We start from the raw sequence: 18,448 nt of genomic DNA on the forward strand, positions 1-18,448 counted from the left end.
CTATTCCACGGAGTCTGCTTTTCATGAAAGACGGCGACGACCACGCACCTGCGGGACCGCCACGCGGGAACGTGACCAGGCGACGCATTCTTCAAGGGACAGCGGGCGTCGGTGCCGCACTGGCATCCGCCGGCATCTACGAGATGATCGACACCCTCGCAAAACCCCCCTCCCGGCCCGTTGCCGCCGACAGTTCGCCCCTCCAGGAGCAGTACATCCTGCAGAACGAGCAGGTGGTCATGGTCGATGGTTCGGGCGTGAAGAGCCGCAGGGGTACGATCGCGGTGCGGGTACCGGCCCTGCACAATCATGTCATCACCGCAAGGCTGAATGTGCCGGGGAACGCCAAGGCGTTGCAGGAGGCGCAGCACCACTTCGAGTCCGTCCTCTTGGATGTGGAACGCAAACTCCCGGCCACTCCGACGGGAGTGGCTACCACGGTGGCCTGGGGACTTCCCTACTTCCACCACTACGTTCCCACCCTGGGTAAGGCGTCGGGATTCTTCAAGGCGGGAACACGCTACCCGGCGTATCTGCCGGTCGATGTGACGACCTCCAAGAAGGAGGGCCGTACCGTGTACGCGCTGCAGGAGGCCAGGACGTTCCCCAGCGACCAGTCCCCGCCGGGCTTCGGGCCGGTCCGCTTGGAACAGAATGACGTGGCCGTGCTCCTCCGCAGTGACTCGCTCGCCCATATCAAGGCAGCACAGGAAGCCCTTTTCGGGCCTGGAAGCAGCCGGGCGGGCAGCCTGTTCAAGGTGACGAGTATCCGCCGGGGCTTCTCCGGGGGCGGTTTCTACGGGCAACAGGGCCTGCCGAGCAAACTGGCGCTGGCAGCCGGTATCCCCGGTGCGGAGTCGATTCCTCGACAGGCGCAGGGCTTCCTCGGCTTCGCCACCACTTTGGACTCGAATATGGGCCCCGGCGTCATCGCCAATCTGGAGACCCTCCCCGGCCTCACGGATCAGTGGCCCAATGGTTACTTCAAACAGGGGACCACCATGCATCTCTCGCACCTGTTCCAAGATCTGGTGACGTGGTACGAGAAGAACTTCCCCCAGTACGCGGATCGCGTCCAGGCGATGCTTCACCCCGGCCTCTCGCCCGCGCCCGCGCCGGGTACGTTCGCCCTCCAACCGCCGGGTCAAAGCAAAGCCCAAGTGGCGGAAGGGGTCCGGAGGTACCACGCCTACGGTCACACGGGGAGCATGTCGGAGGTGGACAGCACCACGTCGCCGATGACCGGCAACTACGGGAAGGACTACCCCTCGGGGACCACCATCCCCGTGCGCGGCGATTTCGATACGCTGGACAATCCGTTCCACTACACGTCCGATCCGGCGGCGGACCATTACAGCAAGACACCGGCGGCCGGGTTGCACTTCATCCAGTTCCAGCCGACGACGGCAATTTTCAATCTCGTCCGGCTCTCGATGGACGGCCACTATCCCGACAGGACACTCCCCGTCGCACCGCGCAGCCCCCACGCCGGCATCAACTCGGTCCTGCACACGACCCACCGGCAGAACTACCTCGTTCCACCACGTCGCCATCGCTCCTTCCCCCTTGCCGAGTTCCTTGTCTGACACCGGCCGTGGGTCGCGCCCCCGGCCTGCCGCAGGCCGGCCATGTCGGACACGGGCGCCTGTTCACCTGCGCATCGGAGTCGAAAACGCCTGGCACGTCCGTGCGAGGAGCGCTAGGCTCCCCGCGATGACGACTCACTCCTCGTACAGATCGGGGGTCCCGTCCGCGCAAGGTGAGTGCTGATGCTCACTCAGAACGCGTACGGGGATTCCCGACTTTCCCTGTGGCTGCGCGTACGCGAGTACGCCGTGCCCCCCTCGATGATCGAGACCGCGACCGTCCGCCGCCGAGCGGGGGACTGGGCGGGCGCGTGCGCCGCCGCGGGTGTCGACGCCGACCTCGATCTGCGTGCGCTGGCGCGCACTCACGGTGCGCGGCTCGCGGCCCGGGTCCGGGCGGATCTGCGCCAACTGGCTCCCGATCTGCTGCGCTGGCACATGCCGAGGGTCGCGCCCGACGGGCTGTTGCGGCCCGGGCTGACGATCGCCCTGGCCCGGTACCAGGACGACGGGCGTTCCGTGCACCTCGTGGTGCGGACCCCTCCGGCCTGGGCCGATGCCGGCCAGCGCATCAGCCTCGCCCTGTGGGACGGAACGCCGGCCGCGGCGGGCGCCCACCCCCACCCCCGTCCGCACCGCCGGTTCCGTCTCGACCTGCACCGGCACCTGTGGGACGCCCGTAGGGCGGCCGAGTTGCGCACCCGGTCGGGCGCCGACCGACCACCCGCTGACGGCCCGCCCCCTGCCGACCCACGCTGGGCCGTCGACCGATGGTCCGCCGAGGCGGAGATCGTGCTCCGCGCCGAAGGGCGGCGCGGCGGCACCGTCCTGGTCCGACTGGGCACGCGGGACCGGACGCTGGTGCACGTGGCCGACCCGGCCGCGACCGGGGACGGAAGCGCCCACCGGCTGCCGGTGCTGCCCGACGCGGCGACCTGGGTGCTGCCCGACCTGGAGCTGCTGCGCGCCGGCGCGCTCACGGCCGGCCGGCTGCACCCGCTGGTCGCCGCGGCCCTCGTGCCGGGTCACGCGCCGTCCGCGTCCCGCCGACTCCCGGACCCGGCAGGCCGACCGCCCATGGTGGAGTGCCGCGGTGCCCGGCACCGGATCGGTCAGGTCGACGGGGTCCTCGTCCCGCTGGACCACGGTCAGGACGAGATCCGCAGGGAGGAACTGCTGGCCGCGCTGACCGGCACCCCCCTTCCCTGCCTTCAGGCGATCGACGAGGCGCACCGCCGGCCGGACTGCCTCCCGGGCGTCCGCGAGCGCCTGGACCACGGCGACACCGCCGGTGCCCTGGCGGTCGTCGAGGGCCTGCTCGGTCCCGAGGCCGTGCTGCGGGACGGCCCGCTGCGGGACGCACTGGAGACGGCCGCGGAACGGCGGATCGCCCACGGGCTGTTCCGCGCGGGCCTCGCCGACCCCGGACCCCGCCGCGCCCCGGACCAGCGCCGTCCCCGCGACCGCCGCTCCCGCCCCCGGGCCGCGACCTTCCGCTGACCCGGTTCACGGACTGCCCGTCCTTCCACCACCCTTCACGAATCCAAAGGTGATCACCCATGCCCGCCACCGCCCTGCCGCCCGCGCCCGACATGCCCGCCGGTCCGGACGGCCCCGCCCGACTCGACGTCGCCGGCGCGCTGCTGGACCTGCTGCGCGACACGACCACGGAACCGCGGCCCGACCCGCAGCTGGAGGCGCTGACCCTGGCCGTGGCCGCCGACCTGCCCGTACTGCTCTGGGGCGAACCCGGCATCGGCAAGAGCGCGGCCCTGACGCAGCTCGCCGCCGCGCTGGACCTCCCGTTGACCACGGTGATCGCCAGCGTGCACGAACCGTCCGACTTCTCCGGCCTGCCCGTCGTCGGCGATGATCCCGCTGCGGACGGTGTCCCGATGGCGCCGCCGGACTGGGCCGTGCGCCTGGTGCGGGCCGGCCGGGGCCTGCTGTTCCTCGACGAACTGTCCACCGCGCCGCCGGCCGTCCAGGCCGCCCTGCTCCGCCTCGTACTGGAGCGGCGGATCGGCGCGCTCCAACTGCCTCCGGGCGTACGGATCGTGGCCGCAGCAAATCCGCGCTCTTCGGCGGCCGACGGCTGGGAACTGAGCCCACCCCTGGCCAACCGGTTCGTTCATCTGCAGTGGACCCACGACCCCGAGGTCGTGGTCCGCGGACTCGGCGGGACGTGGCCCCGGGCGGCCCTGCCGCGGCTGGACCCGCGACGGCTGCCCGAGGCCGTGGACTTCGCCCGGCGCGCGGTGTGCGGGCTGCTGGCCGTACGCCCCGGTCTCGTGCACAAGCTGCCCACCAACGAGACGCGCCGGGGCGGCGCCTGGCCGTCCCCCCGCAGCTGGGAGATGACCTTGCACCTCACCGCCTTCGCGACCGCCGCGGGATCCTCCCGGGACGTGCTGTCCCTCCTGGTCAGGGGAACGGTGGGGGACGGGCCCGGCCTGGAGCTGCTGGCGAGCCTGGACCGGATGGACCTCCCCGACCCCGAGGACCTGCTCGCCGATCCCGCGGCGGCCGTCCTGCCCGAACGGGGCGATCTGCGCCAGGCCGTGCTCGACGGCGTGGTGGACGCCGTCCGCAGGCGACCCGAGAAGTCCCGCTGGGACGCGGCGTGGGCGCTCCTGGTCCTGGCGCTGGAGACCGGGGCCCCGGACCTGGTGGTCGTCCCCGCGACCACCCTCGCCGCGCTGCGCCGGCAGGACTGGGACGTGCCCGCCGCCATCGAACGACTCGCCGGAACGGTGACGTTGTCCCGCCGGGCCGACCAGGCCGCCGTCCGTGCCGCGCGGGCCGAGAAGGCGGCCCGATGAGGCGCGACGCGCCGGGGCCGGCCCCCGCACCCACGCCCGAACCGGCACCCGCCACTCCCGCGGCCCTGGACCGCGAGAAGCTCTTCGCCGCCCGGCTGCACGCCGCCCGTGCCCGGCCCTACCTGGCGACGGCGCTGTTCGCCCTGCACACCGTGGAGTCCCGGCGAGTGCCGACGATGGCCGTCGACCGGTACTGGCGGTGCTACGTCTCGCCCGCGTTCGTCGACCGGACCCTGGTGGAGGAACTGGCCGGGGTATGGGTGCACGAAGTCTCCCATCTGCTGCGCGACCACCACGGGCGCGGCGATCGCGTCGCGAGGGAGCGCGGCCTGACCGGTCCGGGCGAACGGCTGCGGATGAACATCGCGGCCGATTGCGAGATCAACGACGACATCTACGGCGACGGCCTGGTGCGGCCCGAAGGCGCCGTCGTGCCGGCGTCGTTGGGCCTGCCCGCGGGCCTCCTCATGGAGGACTACCTGCGCAGGTTCGGACTCGTCCCGCTCACTCAGAGCATCGCCTGGCTGGACTGCGGCAGCGGCGCCGACGGCCTCGACCGCGCTTGGGACCTGGGTCCCGAGGGCGCGGACGGCCTCAGCGAACAGGAACGGGACGCCGTGCGGTTCCGCGTCGCGCAGGGCATCACCGGCCTGCCGGGGAGCGCCCCCAGTGGGTGGCGGCGGTGGGCGGAGGACGCCTTCCACCCGCCGCAGCCGTGGCGGGAGTTGCTGGGCGCCGCCGTCCGCTCGGCGGCCTCCGGCCCCGGGGTGGGGGAGGACTACAGCTACGGTCGCCCGTCCCGCCGCTCCGCCGGTGTCCCCGGGGTCGTCCTGCCGAGCCTGCGGCGCAGGCCGCCACGGGTCTGCGTCGTCATCGACACCTCCGGCTCGGTCAGCGACACCGAACTCGGCAGCGCCCTCCTCGAGGTCGCCGCCATCTCCCGTGCCGTGGGCGGCCGTCGGGACATGGTCACCGTCGTGCCGTGCGACGCGTCGGCCCGCATCGTGCACCCGTTGTGCCGCGGCGAGGGCATTCCCCTGGTGGGCGGTGGGGGCACGGACCTGCGGACCGGTTTCGCCACGGCGCTCCGCACGCGGCCCCACCCCGATGTCGTCGTGGTTCTGACGGACGGTCAGACCCCGTGGCCGGCAACGAGCCCGGCCTGCCGCACCGTGGTGGGACTGTTCCCCCGGCGGCACTCGTCCGTGAACGAGGACGATCCGGACTACGTGCCGGACACGCCGCCGGACTGGGCGCGCGTGGTGGAGATCGGATAGCCCGGCCACCGGGGTCCGTCCGGCAGGACCGCGGGGTCGGGAGTTCTCCCCATGCCCGCGGGCCCGCGGCAGGAGTGCCGGTGCACGCGACCGGCGGCAAGATACGCAATCCTCCCGATGGCCGCGGCCCCCCGTCCTGACAGCATCGGTCCCCGAACGTGATCGGTGGTCCACCGGGCCGGTCCGCGACCGGACCGTGCCGCCGGGCCGAGGCAAGCATGCGAGGGGTTCATCGTGGCAACCGTACGAAGCGCTGACACCGTTTGGGACGGCGACCTTCTGGAGGGCAGCGGAGTCGTCACCTTCGACTCCTCGGACCTGGGTGCGCAGCCGGTGTCGTGGCCTGCGCGTGCCGGGGAGGCCGACGGCCGGACCAGCCCGGAAGAGCTCCTCGCCGCCGCGCACTCCAGCTGCTTCTCGATGGCGCTCTCCCACGGTCTGTCGGGTGCCGGTACCCCTCCCACCCGGCTGGTCACCTCCGCCGACGTGACCTTCCGGCCGGGGACGGGCATCACGGGTGTCCACCTGAGCGTCGAGGGTGTCGTCGAGGGCATCGGCAACGACGCGTTCGTGGCCGCCGCCGAGGAAGCCAAGGAGAACTGCCCCGTCAGCCAGGCGCTCGCCGGTACGGCGATCACGCTGTCGGCCCGGCTGGTCTGACCGGCCGCGGTCGTCGCGGCATCCACAACGTGAGAACGGGGTTCGAGTGAGTCCGGCAGTGAACGAGCCGATGGCCGATGTACGGGACATGTACATGGCCCACACCATGATGCGGCGGGAGTTCCGGCTGCTTCCGCAGCTCGTGCGGGACGTCGCGCCGGGGGACACCGGGCGCGCCGAGGTCGTCGCGGCTCACGCCGACAAGGTCTGCCTGATCCTGCACCTCCACCACGAGGGCGAGGACGCGATCGTGTGGCCGCGCCTCCTCGAGCGGGGCGGGGAGGAGACGGCGGCGATCGTGCCCACGATGGAGGGGCAGCATCATGTGATCGAGAGCGCCCTCCACGAGGCGACGGAGCTCCTGTCGCCCTGGCGTACGACGGCTCACGGCGGCGAGGAGCTCGCTGACGCACTCGACCGGCTGCTCACCGCGTTGCTGGAGCACATGGCGCTGGAGGAGAAGGAGATCCTGCCGCTGGCGGAGAAGTACATCACCGCCGCGGAGTGGCAGCTCCTCGGGGAGCACGGCATGGCCGGGAGCCCGAAGAAGGTCCTGCCGCTCGCCTTCGGCATGGTGATGTACGAGGGCGATCCCGAGGTGGTCAACGCGGTGCTCGCGCACGCCCCGTTCGCCGCCCGCCTGATCATGCCGATCATCGGGCCCCGGCTGTACGCGAGCCACGCCAGGCGTGTGTACGGCACGTCCACCCCGCCGCGCGTGGGTACGTGACCGGCGCCCCGGCGCGGCCCTGGCCGCTGCGGGAACGGGCGGACGCAGCGCGCAACCGCGCCGCGATCCTCGAAGCGGCGGCCGGGCTGTTCGCCGAGCGCGGGATGGACGGCGTGACCATGGAGCAGGTGGCGGCGGCCGCGGGGGTCGGGAAGGGAACCGTGTTCCGCCGCTTCGGCGACAGGGCGGGGCTGGCCGCGGCCCTGCTGGCCGAGCGGGAGCACGACCTGCGGGAGGCCGTCACGCACGGGCCGCCACCGCTGGGCCCCGGGGCGCCGGCCGGCGACCGCCTCGCCGCGTTCGTCGACGCCTATGTCGATCACTTGATGCGGCACCTCGCCCTGGTGCGCGCGTACGAGACCGCGGCCGCCGGCTCCCGCCACCGGGCGGGCGCCTACCGCTTCTGGCACCGCCACCTGGTGAGCCTGCTCGACGGCGCGGCCGACCCGGAGGCCTCCGCCCACGTCCTGCTGGCCAACCTGTCCGCCGTGCACATCACGGCGCTGCTGCCCGAGGTGGGCGAGGACCGGACGCGCCGCTGCCTGTCGCACCTGGCGCGCGCGGCGCTGGGCCCCCGCTGACACGGACGGCGGCCGGGTGCCCGGGGCACCCGGCCGCCGTCGCTCGGCGCTCGGACTCAGGCGCTGACCGTCTCGCCGGGCAGTGACAGGTCGAGGTCGACCAGGTGCTCGTGGCCGGGGTGGGTCGCCGAGGACGCCAGCGGGCCGTGCCCGGCGGCACGTGCGGCCAGGACGTAGTGGCCCTCGGCCGGGACGGTGAGCGTGTACGTCCCGTCCTCGCCCGATATCGTCGCGCCCGCCTGACGGCCGCGGCGGTCGATCAGTGTGACCTTGGCACGGGCGACGGGCGCGCCCCCTGCCGCCAGCACCCGGCCGCGGAAGCCCCGCAGCACCTCCTCGGCGTTCGCCAGGCCGGCCTCCTCCTCGCTGCTGGTCCGCAGCTGGAGCGTGGCCGCCCGCCGTCCCGGCAGCCCCAGGGCGAGGAGCACGCCGATGACGACCGCGCCGGTGGCGATGACGAACGACACGCGGAAACCGTGCATGGTCGGGATGGTGAGGCCGTCGGCGTGGTTCGCGGTGTTGGCGAGCACCATGCCGATCACGGCGCTCGACACCGAGGTGCCGATGGACCGCATCAGGGTGTTGAGGCCGTTCGCGGCGCCCGTCTCGGAGGCGGGGACGGCGCTCACGATCAGCGCGGGCAGGGAGGAGTACGCCAGGCCGATGCCGGCGCCCAGGACCACCGCCGTGATCACGGTCTGCCAGGCGGCGTCCATCAGCCCGAGACCGCCGCCGTAGCCGAGCGCGATGATCAGCATGCCGACGATCAGGGTGACCTTCGGGCCGAAGCGTGCGGAGAGCCGGGCGTAGACCGGGGCCGTCAGCATCATCGTCAGGCCCAGGGGCGCCACGCACAGACCCGCGACGACCATCGACTGGCCGAGGCCGTAGCCGGTGGCGGCCGGCAGCTGGAGCAGCTGGGGGAGGACCAGCGAGACCACGTAGAAGCTGACCCCGACCATGATCGAGGCGAGGTTGGTGAGCAGCACTTCGCGCCGTGCGGTGGTCCGCAGGTCGACCAGCGGTGCCTTCAGCCGCAGCTCCATCAGGCCCCACAGCACCAGGATGACGAGGGCCGCGCCGAACAGGCCGAGCGTGGTGCCGGAGGACCAGCCCCAGTCGCTGCCCTTGGTGATCGGCAGCAGGAGCAGCACCAGGCCGGTGGTCAGGCCGATCGCGCCGGGCAGGTCGAAGGAGCCCTTCGCGCGCATCGGGGACTCGGGCACGACGATCAGGGTGAGCGCGATCGCGAGCACGCCCAGACCGGCGGCGGCGTAGAAGAGGGCGTGCCAGTCGGTGTGCTGCGCGATCAGGGCCGCGCCGGGCAGCGCGAGGCCGCCACCGACACCGATCGAGGAGCTCATCAGGGCCATGGCCGAGCCGAGCCGTTCGCGGGGCAGCATGTCGCGCATCAGCCCGATGCCGAGCGGGATCGCGCCCATGGCGAAGCCCTGCAGCGTACGGCCCACGATCATCGTGAGCAGTTCGCTGGTGACGGCGCTGATCACGGCGCCGATCACCATGATCGAGAGGCTGGTGATCAGCAGGCGGCGCTTCCCGTAGAGGTCGCCGAGGCGGCCCATGATCGGGGTGGCCACGGCACCGGAGAGCAGGGTCGAGGTCAGGACCCAGGTGGCGTTGGTGGGAGCGGTGTGCAGCAGTTGCGGCAGGTCTTTGATGACGGGGACCAGCAGCGTCTGCATGACCGCGACAACGATGCCTGCGAAGGCGAGAACGGGGACGACGGCCGCGGTGGTTCTCCGCGTGGGCTGGTCGGTCGTCGTGTGGGTCATTGAGTGGGGCCTCCGGGCCGGGAAGAGGAGGTGGCGTCGTTCGTCACACCACGTCCCTTGCAAACCCGTATGTCGAGGCAACTATTCCGGCGGCTCGGACGAAAAACCGAGGGCGGACCGGCCGGGTTCCGGCAGGGCTTCCTGCGCGGGGTGGGCGGGGGCCCCGCGGCTGTCGGCCCCCGCCACCGTGCCGCGGCGGGGGCCCATTCAAGGCGTGAGGGCTGTGGCGGGTTCCGCACCACGGCCCTTCGCCCGCCCTCAGCCTGTCCCGGCCCCGCGGCGGCCGCGCGCGGAACGCGTCCTCCCCGGTGACGCGCGGGCCTTCGCCCGACCGGCATGGCGCTCGCGGCACACATCCAGCCGTCTGGTTGTTCCGGAGCGCAGGACGTCATGGTCGCCCTGGCCGCCACGCAGTCCCGGCTCCTCACGCCCCCCGGGAACCGGAACCCGGGCGGGGGCGACGAGACGGCCCGCCGCCACCGGCACCGGGCAGCGGTCGTGGCCGCGGTCGCCGCCATGACCGCCCGGCTTCAGCCCCTCCCCTGATGACCCGGTCCCGGACACGACGCACCGCCCCGTGTCCGCCCCCGCCGCAACTGTCCCCGCGGTGGCGACGGGTGGCATCCGGTCACCGGGCGCAGGCGCCGGCAGGCCGCAGGCGCGCCAACGGTCATCACCTATGAGGAGTACGGTGGGGGGACCGAAGGCATTTCGTGCGTTGGCATCAGCGTTGGCGTCGTCATCGGGAACGTGACCGCCTGGTGGTTCGACAGGCTGGAAGGCGGCGTCATGGCCGCGACGACGATGCCCGGCCTGCCCCCTCGCGCATACCGCGTACCCACCGCTGTCCCCACGGCCGCGCCACGGTCGTCGCGGCCCGCCGACGCGGGGCGCGCGGCCAAGGAGACACCGTGAGAGCCGAGTCGGCGCTTCCGGCATCCCCCCTCGCCGACGTGTGCATCACCGCCGCCTCACCGGAAGTGGCGCGGCAAGTGGCGGAAGTGCTCCGTGCCTGGTTCGCCAGCTCGGAACAGCGCAGCTACCCGGCCGGTCGCACCGGCCAGGGCACCCGGCTCCATCTGACGGTGAACACGGCCCGTACACCCGAACACCCCGGCGGATTCCAGGCGTGGCTGGCCGTGCCTCCGCGGACGGGCGGCTGACATGCCCCCCGGCCGCGGCCCCCGGGATCTTCCGCCCGGTCCTCCCGATCCGCCCACCCGGGTCAGACTGGTGCGCCGCGAACTCGGTCCCCACGGGCTGGACGGGGTCTGGTGGCCGCGGTCCCACGATCTCCGCGAGGGACTGCCCGGCCTGCTGGCCGCTCTGGACGCACGCTGGCCCGGCATCAGCCGGGTGACGGTGAGCGGGCCGATGTGGCGCACGGGGCCCGAGGAACTGCGGTTCGCCGACCGGGACGTGCACATCAACCGGTCACCGGCCGCGGCGCGCTCGAACACGATCTGCCTGCTGTCCTACGGCGTCGGCCGCTGCGACCTGCTGGTGGTACCGCCGGGAGCCACCGCCGACGAGGCCCGCGTCCTCATGGACTGCGTCGTGGCGTCCGAGGACGTCCGCGCCGCCGCCCCGCCGGGGTGAGGGCCCGCGCGCTCAGACGTCGGCGGGGGGAGTGGGGTGACAGGTGAACCCGAGGCGCTTCATGGCCCGGGTGACCTCCGCGGCGGTGAAGTCACGCCGGTCCTGGCGGGTGATCACCGCACCCACCTGCTTGACGGGGTAGGAGCGCTGACCGATGAGGACGCACTCGCCGGCGGCAGGCTCGGGAGCGATACCGCTCATGGCCCGCTGCACCTCGCTCGCGGTGAGGTCGAAGGGGTAACCGGCGATGATGCAGCGCACTGGGTCTCCACACGGTGGACGGATGAGCTGGCACAGCCAGCCTCGCACAAGACGGGGCCCAGAACGACAGCGCGGCGAGGGGAAACGGGGCGAACCTTCCTCGTCGCGCCTCCCACCCCCGCCGTGAATTCTGTGTTACGTTGGTTACGTTGCAGTTTTGGTACCCATGAACTTTATGTGCGCCTGACGGGATGTGACCCACAGGTGCATTTTTGTTTTTCCGGTCCTTCCGGAGGGTCATTGCGGCGACAGAAGTCCGCACAGTGCGGACTTGGTGTACTGCTCCCGAAGGAGTTTCATCATGGCAACTGGCACCGTGAAGTGGTTCAACGCGGAAAAGGGTTTCGGCTTCATCGAGCAGGACGGTGGCGGCGCTGACGTCTTCGCCCACTACTCGAACATCGCGACCCAGGGCTTCCGTGAGCTGCAGGAGGGCCAGAAGGTGAGCTTCGACGTCACGCAGGGCCAGAAGGGCCCGCAGGCCGAGAACATCGTTCCCGCCTGACGCCGACGGCATCGCGGTCCGGGGCCGGCACCCTCACGGGTGCCGGCCCCGGTCTGTTGTCGTACCGCGGGCGCGCGGTTGAGGCCTTGTCAGGTTCGCCCTGACGGCCTAGGGTTCAGGAAAATCCTGACCGTTCGGGGGCGCACCGTGACACTGTCCGAGACTCTGCCGGAACTCACCCGCTGCTCCTTCTGCGGCAAGCCGAACACCGAGGTCGACAAGCTGGTCGCCGGTCCCGGTGTGTACATCTGCAACGAGTGCGTGGCCCTGTCCGCCTCGATCATCGACGGGAGCCTCGGCAGCCCCGCGGGGCGGCCCGTGTCCGTCTGGGAGTCGATGACGGACGAGGAGATGCTCGGTCACATTCCGCGCGTCGCCGCGCACATCGACGCGGCCGAGGCCGACCTCACCGCCTGGGTGCGGGAACTGCGCCGACGCGGCGTCACCTGGAGCAGGATCGGGGAGACCCTCGGGATCACCCGCCAGTCCGCGTGGGAGCGGTTCTCCGGCGAGGAGTGAGCGCGCGCGACGGGCGACCGCCTCAGCGGAAGTCCCTGGGCGTGTAGGTGTCCGTCCAGTGCGCGTAGGCCGCACGGTCCGACGGGGAGAAGGACGCGTTCAGGATCCGGTACTGCCGGTAGTAGTGGCGGCCCTGGTCGATCCGTACGCCCCGCACCTGCAGATCGGAGCCCGGCAGCACGCGGACGTGGCCTTCCGCGCAGTTGGGCTCGCAGGTGTTGATCCTCAGGGTGCCCCGGCCGGTCGCCTCCGGCGAGCCCCAATGGGACCAGCGCAGACCCACCAGGGCGGCCGTGTTCGTCGCCTCGAAGGTCGGCGGCATGACCGACGGCCGCTGGGTCACGTCGTCCAGCAGCATCGGCGGATCCGCGCCCGCCGCGGCGGCCGCCGGAACGAGGGCGGCGGCGAGTGCGAGCAGGAGGCACGACAGGGGACGACGCGACATGGTGCTGCCTCCTCGACCGGCGAACTTCCGCGCGGCGGCCTCCCGATGGCGGGCCGCGCGGCGCAACGGCGCGGTGTCCGCGCCCGATGGGGTGGCCGTGAGGTGGCCGTGGGATCGATGGGCCTTTGTCCCATCGTAGGACGCACCGTCGTGTCGTGCCCGCGCGCGGCGCCGTCACATGAAATTGCGGGTGTGCAGGGCCGACAGGGCGGTGGCCTCGTCGTCGGGGAAGCCCAGCCGGGACAGCCGGTGACGGCGCGCCTCGTCCATGTCCGCCTGGAGGCGCTGCACCGCCCGCCAGCCGCGGGCGATCGCCGCCGGGGCCCACGAACCGGCGGCCAGGAGCACCAGGGCGTCGAAGACGTCCTGGTTCAGACCGGCGGAGCCCGCCAGCGCGTCGTGCCGGCGCTCCACCGCGGCCCGCAGCAGGCCGCGCAGTTGCGGGTCCACGTTCGCACGGTGCTCCAGGTGCCCCAGGCCGAAGGCCACGTGCCGTGCCTCGTCCTGGCGGACCAGGCGGCTGATCCGCCGGGTCACCGGGTCGGGGCCGTGCCGTTCGAGGAAGGCCAGCAGATTGAGGAAGCTGCCCTCGCCGAGCACCGACAGCAGGAAGGAGGCGATGGAGAAGTCCGGCTCGGTGAGCAGTGTCGTCAGTGACGCCCGGCCGCCGACCGTGGACGTTCCCATGGTGCCGCCCTTGAGCAGCGCCCGCCGGGTGAACACCTCGATGTGCCGGGCCTCGTCTGCGGCCTGCACGGCCAGGAGTTGGAGCACCTCACGGAAGTGCGGGTGCACCTGCACGAGCAGGCGGGCCGGCACGATGAGCGCGGCCTGCTCGTTTTCCACCAGGTACGTCATGACCTGTACGACGGCCGCCTCGACCTCGTCCGGCAGGGCGAACGCGGTGTCCCACGGGACGGCGGTCAGCGGGTCCCACTGCGCGGCCGCCGCCTGCCGGTACAGCCGCGGCGCGAGGTCCGTCCAGGCGACGTCCTGATCGGTGACCGCGAAGGGCACCTCCGGCCCGCCGGCCTCCACCAGGGCGCCGCGGGCGGCCAGGCCCCAGTGCAGCGGTGGCCGTCTGGCCACCTCCCGCGCGTCCGGGCCCCCGGCGCGCTCGGCGCCCTCCCACCGGGCCACGGCGGTGTCGCCACGGCGCACATGGGCACGCACCGGGGCCTCCTCCGGCGCCGCGAGGGACACGGTGTGGCCCTCGCGGCGGCACCAGGCGGTGAGGGGGGCGAGAAGCGCGGGACCCATGCCGGTGACGGCGACCCGGCCGCCGGCCGCCACCTGGCTCAACGAGCGGCGCAGCAGCAGATGGGCGCCCTCGTCGAAGCCGGTCCCCGCCAGGTCCAGCACGAGGTGGGACGGCTCCCCGCCCGCGGTCACGGTCGGTAGCCGGCGATCGTGACGTTGCCCTCGGCGTCGTAGAACCCCGTCTCGTCCACGGCCGCCGCCAGGTCTGCGAAGCCGCTGTCGCGTCCAGGGAGCCACTGCCTGAGCCCTTCCAGGTCGAGCAGGTGACGCACGCCGGGGTCGGCGTAGGACATCGACTGCAGCAGCTCGGACAGCCGCTCACCGCGCTCCGTGCCGAGCGAGGGCCCGGTGGCGAGCACGCAGTGGTCGAAGGGGGCGGTGCGCGCCAGCAGACGCGTGGTCCCGGCGGGCAGGGCCCCTTCCAGACCGAAGGTGAGGTAGGAGGCGTCGCTCATGCAGGCCGCCGCGACCTCCCCGGCCAGGACCGCGCGGGCCGCCTCGCGCTCGCCCCCGATGTGGTCTCCGTGCAGCCCCACGCCGGTGTCGTGGCGCCGGACGCGGAAGTCGGTCCCCGGGATCAGGCCCGCGTCCCTGAGATGACGCAGGGGCAGGAGGGTCGCCTGGGGCGAGTCGATCGCGCCCACGGCGACGGTCTCGCCCTTGAGGTCGGCGACCGTGACGACCGGCCCGTTGGACCGCACCACGATCACCGAGGTGAGGTCGCGGTCGGTGTCGCGCATGACGAGCGGCCTGACCCCCGTGCCCGCGGCCTCCGCCATACGGCGGGTGCGCAGCCACGCGAGGGGGGACTGCCACGCCGCGTCGATACGGCCGCGGACCAGGTCCTCGGTCTGCCGCTCGTAGTGGGCGTAGAGCACGAAGTCCATGTCGAGGCCGTGCTCGCGCAGCCACGAGCGGAAACCGGACCAGATCGTGACGACCTTCGGGTCGTACGCGACGGCGCCCAGGACGATGTCGGTCATCCAGCCTCCTCGAACAGCGGCAGGCCCAGTCCGGCACGGCCGCAGAAGTCGTGCAGCGCCTCGGTGGTCGGTGCCATCACGCGTGCCGCCAGGGCGTCCCGGAAACGGCGCTCCACGCCCAGGTCCCGGCGGAAGGCCGACCCTCCGCACAGGCGCATGGCGCCGTCGGCCACCTCGGCCGCGGCCTCGCCCGCCAGCGCCTTCACCTGCAGCGCCCGCACCGGCGCCTCCGGGCTCCCCGCCGCCATCGCGTCCAGGGTGTCGTCCAGGAAGGCGCGCACGGAGTCCGTGCGCAGGCGCAGCTGTGCGTACTGCCGGCGGGTGACGGGCTGCTGCGCCAGCGTCTCGCCCAGGTGCTCCAGGCGGGCGGTGCGCAGGTGCCGGGCGGTCAGCTCCGCGAGCGTCTCCATGACCCCCAGGGAGAAGGCGGCGCTCAGCACGAGGAAGCACGGCAGTGCCAGTTCCAGGGCGGTGGCCAGGCCCTGTCCGTCGGTCCCGAGCACGGCCCGCGCGGGCAGGGTCACGCCCTCGGCGGTGATCGGGCAGGAGGCGTTGCCGCGCAGCCCGAACCCGTCGTAGTCGCCGCGCACCGACAGGCCGGGGAGGTCACCCGGGACGAGCCACAGCGTCATGGGGCCGTCGGCCCGCAGCGGCCGGCTCGACCAGACGTAGCTGTCGGCCTTGCCCGCCGCGGTGACCCACGACTTCACCGCGTCCAGTCGCACGTCGCCCGCGCCGGCCGGAACGGCCGTGCCCGCGGGTGCCCAGAAGTGGCTGCGCGACCCGCGCTCGGAGAAGGCGAGCGTGCTCAGGTGGCGGCCCTCGGCGATCGCCCGCCGTACGTCGTCCGGCCCGTGGCGCTCGATGACGGACACGGCGGAGTAGTGCATGAGCAGGACCATCGCCGTGGAGCCGCAGGCCCCCGCCACCTGCTCGATCACCGCGGCGGCCTGCCGCAGGTCCCCGCCGCCCCCGCCGTGCGCCGGGGAGCTGAGCAGGCCGAGGGCGCCCTCGTCGGCGAGTGCGCGCACGCTCTCGCGGGGGAAGCGGCCCGCGCGGTCGACCTCGTCGGCGAGCGGCCGGACGTGGTCGCGGAGAACGGCGCCGACATCCGGTCGCACGGTGCCGGGAGGCGTCGCCTCGGTGGTTTGCAGCATGTGTTCCCCATGGAGATACGAGATCCGGACGCAGACACGGACGCAGACACGGACACGGACATGGACGGTGTGGCCGGTCAACACCCAAGCAGTCCGCCCGTGGTCTCGGTGGGAGCGCGCGCCGCCCGCTCCGGAAGAGTGATCATCGGGTTGATCGGGGCCCGCGCCGGCGGTGCCCGAGGAACATGGTTTCCCCTGACAAGTCCGCACGGTGTTCCGGCATCACCGCCGGTTCGCGTCACGGAAATTCCGGACCGCATTCAGGGAAATACCGAATTCCCGAGCGACGACCGCCCGGGGCCGGCGGATGCATTGCGGCGGCCACGGGGGACGGGGCCCCGTCGTGGTTCCGCTGCCCGGATTCCTCGCGATGCCGGGGCGCGGCGGCCGGTCTGCCGCCTTATCCTTCAGGCAAGGCCGGCGGCCGTGGGGGCTGCGTCGACTCTCCGGGCGGCATCAATTGGACGGTACCGAGAAGCGCGACCCGTTCACGGGCGACGAGGGGCCCGGCCGTGACCTGGGCGCGTTCATCGCCGGACTGCCGAAGGCCGAACTGCACGTGCACCACGTCGGCTCCGCCTCCCCCCGCATCGTGGCGGAACTGGCGGCCCGTCATCCCGGCGCCGGAGTGCCCGCCGACCCCGAGGCGCTGGCCGGATACTTCACCTTCAGGGACTTCGCCCACTTCATCGACGTGTACGTCGCCGTGGCCGGTCTGGTCCGCACGCCGGAGGACGTCCGCCTCCTGACGTACGAGGCCGCCAGGGACATGGGCCGGCAGAACGTGCGGTACGCGGAGTTGACCGTCACCCCGTACACCTCCGTCCGGCGCGGCATCGACGAACGTGCCTTCATGGACGCGATCGAGGACGCCCGTTCGGCGGCGGAGAAGGAGTTCGGGGTGATCCTGCGCTGGTGCTTCGACATTCCGGGCCGGCCCGGGGTGTACGCCGAGCAGACCACGCGGCTCGCCACCGACGACCGCATTCGCCCCGAGGGCCTGGTCTCCTTCGGGCTCGGCGGACCCGAGACCGGTGTGTCGCGACGCCAGTTCAAGCCGTACTTCGACCGCGCTGTCGCCGCCGGCCTGCGGTCCGTGCCGCACGCCGGCGAGACGACCGGACCGGAGGCGGTGTGGGAGGCGCTGCGCGACCTCGGCGCGGAACGGATCGGTCACGGCACCCACGCCGTCCGGGACCCGGAACTCCTCGCGTACCTCGCCGAGCACGGCATCCCGCTGGAGGTCTGCCCGACGTCCAACCTCGCCACGCGGACGGTCCGCACGCTGGACGCCCACCCCCTCGGGGAGTTCGTCAGGGCCGGGGTCCGGGTCACCGTCAACTCCGACGACCCGCCGATGTTCGGCACCGATCTGAACAACGAGTACGCCGTCGCCGCCCGGCTGCTCGGCCTCGACGAGGCGGGACTCGCCGACCTCGCGAGGAACGCGGTGCGCGCGTCGTTCCTCGACGACGCGGGCAAGCAGCGCATCGTGGCGGAGATAGACGCCTACGCGGCGGCGGGACGCCGGTCCTGACGCCCCGCCGCCGACCGCCGACCACCCGAACGTGCGCAAAGGCTGGGCCGTCCGGGGCTTCGCCGGCCCCCGGTCCAGCCGCGATACCCTGGCCGACACGCCCCGGACCCCGGCCAGTCAGGCTGTCCCCTCGTTGTCGCGGCCGGGCAAGGATTTGGTTGGATGCAGCCATGAGCGCAGATGATCACCAGGAATCAGGTCTTTCGAAGAGTGTGTGGAGCGACGCCGACTTCGAGGACATGGGGTGGCACTACGCCACCGTGCACGGACTCCACCTGCAGCAGACCGATGCCGGCCCGCCACGGCTCCTGCTCGACCTCGACTACATCGTCCGCTGGGTCCAGCCACTCCCGCCGGAGAAGCACTTCACCTTCTGGGTGTCCCCGGCGACGCTGGTCTTCGACGACGTCCAGGACCTCGAAGGGGGTCTCGGCTTCAAGGGCCGGTCGCCCGACCTGGAGATCGACGCCCTGCACCGGCTGACTCCGGAGGACGACCGGCAGGACCTGCCGCACTGGCATGTCGAGGGCCACGCCTTCGACCTGGCGTTCCGGGCGTCCGGCTACCGGCAGTACTTCCGCCGCACGCCCCGGCTGACGTCCCGTTACGCCCTGCCGCCCGCGGACCGCGGAGGCTGCTCGTTCGACGAGGCCGCCTTCGCGTGAGCCGGCGGCGCCCTCAGCCGCGGGCCGTGCGGCCCGTACCGGCGCGGGCCGCGGAGCGTGAGCACGTC

General features: G+C 72.7%; 20 protein-coding genes. 14 read left to right on the forward strand and 6 right to left on the reverse strand.

The features are described from left to right. The first annotated feature begins 23 nt into the window (after positions 1–23). From ACIP98_RS18855 to ACIP98_RS18885, 7 genes are all read left to right on the forward strand, one after another. Positions 24–1,586 (forward strand): hypothetical protein, encoded by a 1,563-nt coding sequence (locus tag ACIP98_RS18855; protein ID WP_401976915.1) that lies wholly within the window; start codon positions 24–26, stop codon positions 1,584–1,586. Between the two features lie 183 nt (positions 1,587–1,769). Continuing rightward, positions 1,770–3,086, forward strand: coding sequence for a hypothetical protein (locus tag ACIP98_RS18860; protein WP_401976916.1), 1,317 nt, complete (start codon positions 1,770–1,772; stop codon positions 3,084–3,086). A gap of 92 nt (positions 3,087–3,178) precedes the next feature. Continuing rightward, positions 3,179–4,408 (forward strand): AAA family ATPase, encoded by a 1,230-nt coding sequence (locus ACIP98_RS18865; RefSeq protein ID WP_401977002.1) that lies wholly within the window; start codon positions 3,179–3,181, stop codon positions 4,406–4,408. Then, the gene (locus ACIP98_RS18870; RefSeq protein WP_401976917.1) at positions 4,405–5,685 is read left to right on the forward strand and encodes a VWA-like domain-containing protein; all 1,281 of its coding nucleotides are present in this window, start codon (positions 4,405–4,407) and stop codon (positions 5,683–5,685) included. Before ACIP98_RS18865 ends, ACIP98_RS18870 begins: the two co-directional genes overlap by 4 nt. Before the next feature lie 234 nt (positions 5,686–5,919). Next, entirely contained in the window at positions 5,920–6,345 is a 426-nt protein-coding gene (locus ACIP98_RS18875) for an OsmC family peroxiredoxin (RefSeq protein ID WP_401976919.1), read from the forward strand. A 58-nt stretch (positions 6,346–6,403) separates the two neighbouring features. Next, on the forward strand, positions 6,404–7,075 hold the full coding sequence (locus ACIP98_RS18880) for a hemerythrin domain-containing protein (protein ID WP_401976921.1): 672 nt from the start codon (positions 6,404–6,406) through the stop codon (positions 7,073–7,075). Beyond that, a complete protein-coding gene (locus ACIP98_RS18885; RefSeq protein WP_319659335.1) occupies positions 7,072–7,656 on the forward strand; it encodes a helix-turn-helix domain-containing protein in 585 nt (194 codons plus the stop codon). Before ACIP98_RS18880 ends, ACIP98_RS18885 begins: the two co-directional genes overlap by 4 nt. A 56-nt stretch (positions 7,657–7,712) precedes the next feature. Here ACIP98_RS18885 and ACIP98_RS18890 read toward each other — a convergent pair whose 3' ends face one another. Continuing rightward, on the reverse strand, positions 7,713–9,449 hold the full coding sequence (locus ACIP98_RS18890; RefSeq protein ID WP_401976923.1) for an MFS transporter: 1,737 nt from the start codon (positions 9,447–9,449) through the stop codon (positions 7,713–7,715). 336 nt (positions 9,450–9,785) lie between these two features. Here ACIP98_RS18890 and ACIP98_RS18895 point away from each other — a divergent pair, with 336 nt between their 5' ends. From ACIP98_RS18895 to ACIP98_RS18905, 3 genes are all read left to right on the forward strand, one after another. Further along, positions 9,786–9,995, forward strand: a complete 210-nt coding sequence (locus tag ACIP98_RS18895; RefSeq protein ID WP_401976924.1) for a hypothetical protein — start codon at positions 9,786–9,788, stop codon at positions 9,993–9,995. 365 nt (positions 9,996–10,360) lie between these two features. Further along, positions 10,361–10,612, forward strand: a complete 252-nt coding sequence (locus ACIP98_RS18900; protein WP_319659333.1) for a hypothetical protein — start codon at positions 10,361–10,363, stop codon at positions 10,610–10,612. Positions 10,613–10,682: 70 nt separating this feature from the next. After that, positions 10,683–11,048: a DUF5994 family protein gene (locus ACIP98_RS18905; protein WP_319659332.1), complete on the forward strand. Its 366-nt coding sequence runs from the start codon at positions 10,683–10,685 to the stop codon at positions 11,046–11,048. A gap of 12 nt (positions 11,049–11,060) precedes the next feature. On the opposite strand, the gene ACIP98_RS18910 is transcribed toward ACIP98_RS18905, so the two are convergent. Then, positions 11,061–11,309, reverse strand: a complete 249-nt coding sequence (locus tag ACIP98_RS18910; RefSeq protein ID WP_319659331.1) for an SCO5918 family protein — start codon at positions 11,307–11,309, stop codon at positions 11,061–11,063. 301 nt (positions 11,310–11,610) lie between these two features. On the opposite strand from ACIP98_RS18910, the gene ACIP98_RS18915 reads away from it, so the two are divergent. Both ACIP98_RS18915 and ACIP98_RS18920 read left to right on the forward strand, forming a co-directional pair. Beyond that, positions 11,611–11,814, forward strand: a complete 204-nt coding sequence (locus ACIP98_RS18915; protein ID WP_037915390.1) for a cold-shock protein — start codon at positions 11,611–11,613, stop codon at positions 11,812–11,814. A 147-nt stretch (positions 11,815–11,961) separates the two neighbouring features. Continuing rightward, entirely contained in the window at positions 11,962–12,333 is a 372-nt protein-coding gene (locus ACIP98_RS18920) for a ClpX C4-type zinc finger protein (protein WP_319659330.1), read from the forward strand. A 22-nt stretch (positions 12,334–12,355) separates the two neighbouring features. Here ACIP98_RS18920 and ACIP98_RS18925 read toward each other — a convergent pair whose 3' ends face one another. The 4 genes from ACIP98_RS18925 to ACIP98_RS18940 form a co-directional block, all read right to left on the reverse strand. Continuing rightward, positions 12,356–12,778 carry a hypothetical protein gene (locus tag ACIP98_RS18925; RefSeq protein WP_401976927.1) on the reverse strand — a complete coding sequence of 141 codons (423 nt, stop codon included), beginning with the start codon at positions 12,776–12,778 and terminating at the stop codon, positions 12,356–12,358. Between the two features lie 174 nt (positions 12,779–12,952). Continuing rightward, on the reverse strand, positions 12,953–14,170 hold the full coding sequence (locus tag ACIP98_RS18930) for a ferritin-like domain-containing protein (RefSeq protein WP_319659328.1): 1,218 nt from the start codon (positions 14,168–14,170) through the stop codon (positions 12,953–12,955). Next, entirely contained in the window at positions 14,167–15,021 is an 855-nt protein-coding gene (locus tag ACIP98_RS18935; protein WP_401976929.1) for a phosphate/phosphite/phosphonate ABC transporter substrate-binding protein, read from the reverse strand. Before ACIP98_RS18935 ends, ACIP98_RS18930 begins: the two co-directional genes overlap by 4 nt. Further along, the gene (locus ACIP98_RS18940; RefSeq protein WP_401976931.1) at positions 15,018–16,178 is read right to left on the reverse strand and encodes an acyl-CoA dehydrogenase family protein; all 1,161 of its coding nucleotides are present in this window, start codon (positions 16,176–16,178) and stop codon (positions 15,018–15,020) included. Before ACIP98_RS18940 ends, ACIP98_RS18935 begins: the two co-directional genes overlap by 4 nt. Positions 16,179–16,638: 460 nt before the next feature. On the opposite strand from ACIP98_RS18940, the gene ACIP98_RS18945 reads away from it, so the two are divergent. Together ACIP98_RS18945 and ACIP98_RS18950 are read left to right on the forward strand one after the other, a co-directional pair. Beyond that, positions 16,639–17,715: an adenosine deaminase gene (locus ACIP98_RS18945; RefSeq protein ID WP_401976932.1), complete on the forward strand. Its 1,077-nt coding sequence runs from the start codon at positions 16,639–16,641 to the stop codon at positions 17,713–17,715. 170 nt (positions 17,716–17,885) lie between these two features. After that, the gene (locus ACIP98_RS18950; protein WP_319659324.1) at positions 17,886–18,380 is read left to right on the forward strand and encodes a hypothetical protein; all 495 of its coding nucleotides are present in this window, start codon (positions 17,886–17,888) and stop codon (positions 18,378–18,380) included. Positions 18,381–18,448: the final 68 nt, after the last annotated feature.

It is taken from the genome of Streptomyces sp. NPDC088354 (assembly GCF_044753585.1).
Classification (GTDB): domain Bacteria; phylum Actinomycetota; class Actinomycetes; order Streptomycetales; family Streptomycetaceae; genus Actinacidiphila.

Coding starts and splice junctions, on each gene's coding strand:
- ACIP98_RS18855 (WP_401976915.1), top strand. CDS start 24: ATGAAAGACGGCGACGACCACGCACCTGCGGGACCGCCACGCGGGAAC.
- ACIP98_RS18860 (WP_401976916.1), top strand. CDS start 1,770: ATGCTCACTCAGAACGCGTACGGGGATTCCCGACTTTCCCTGTGGCTG.
- ACIP98_RS18865 (WP_401977002.1), top strand. CDS start 3,179: ATGCCCGCCGGTCCGGACGGCCCCGCCCGACTCGACGTCGCCGGCGCG.
- ACIP98_RS18870 (WP_401976917.1), top strand. CDS start 4,405: ATGAGGCGCGACGCGCCGGGGCCGGCCCCCGCACCCACGCCCGAACCG.
- ACIP98_RS18890 (WP_401976923.1), bottom strand. CDS start 9,449: ATGACCCACACGACGACCGACCAGCCCACGCGGAGAACCACCGCGGCC.
- ACIP98_RS18895 (WP_401976924.1), top strand. CDS start 9,786: ATGGCGCTCGCGGCACACATCCAGCCGTCTGGTTGTTCCGGAGCGCAG.
- ACIP98_RS18915 (WP_037915390.1), top strand. CDS start 11,611: ATGGCAACTGGCACCGTGAAGTGGTTCAACGCGGAAAAGGGTTTCGGC.
- ACIP98_RS18925 (WP_401976927.1), bottom strand. CDS start 12,778: ATGTCGCGTCGTCCCCTGTCGTGCCTCCTGCTCGCACTCGCCGCCGCC.
- ACIP98_RS18935 (WP_401976929.1), bottom strand. CDS start 15,021: ATGACCGACATCGTCCTGGGCGCCGTCGCGTACGACCCGAAGGTCGTC.
- ACIP98_RS18940 (WP_401976931.1), bottom strand. CDS start 16,178: ATGCTGCAAACCACCGAGGCGACGCCTCCCGGCACCGTGCGACCGGAT.
- ACIP98_RS18950 (WP_319659324.1), top strand. CDS start 17,886: ATGAGCGCAGATGATCACCAGGAATCAGGTCTTTCGAAGAGTGTGTGG.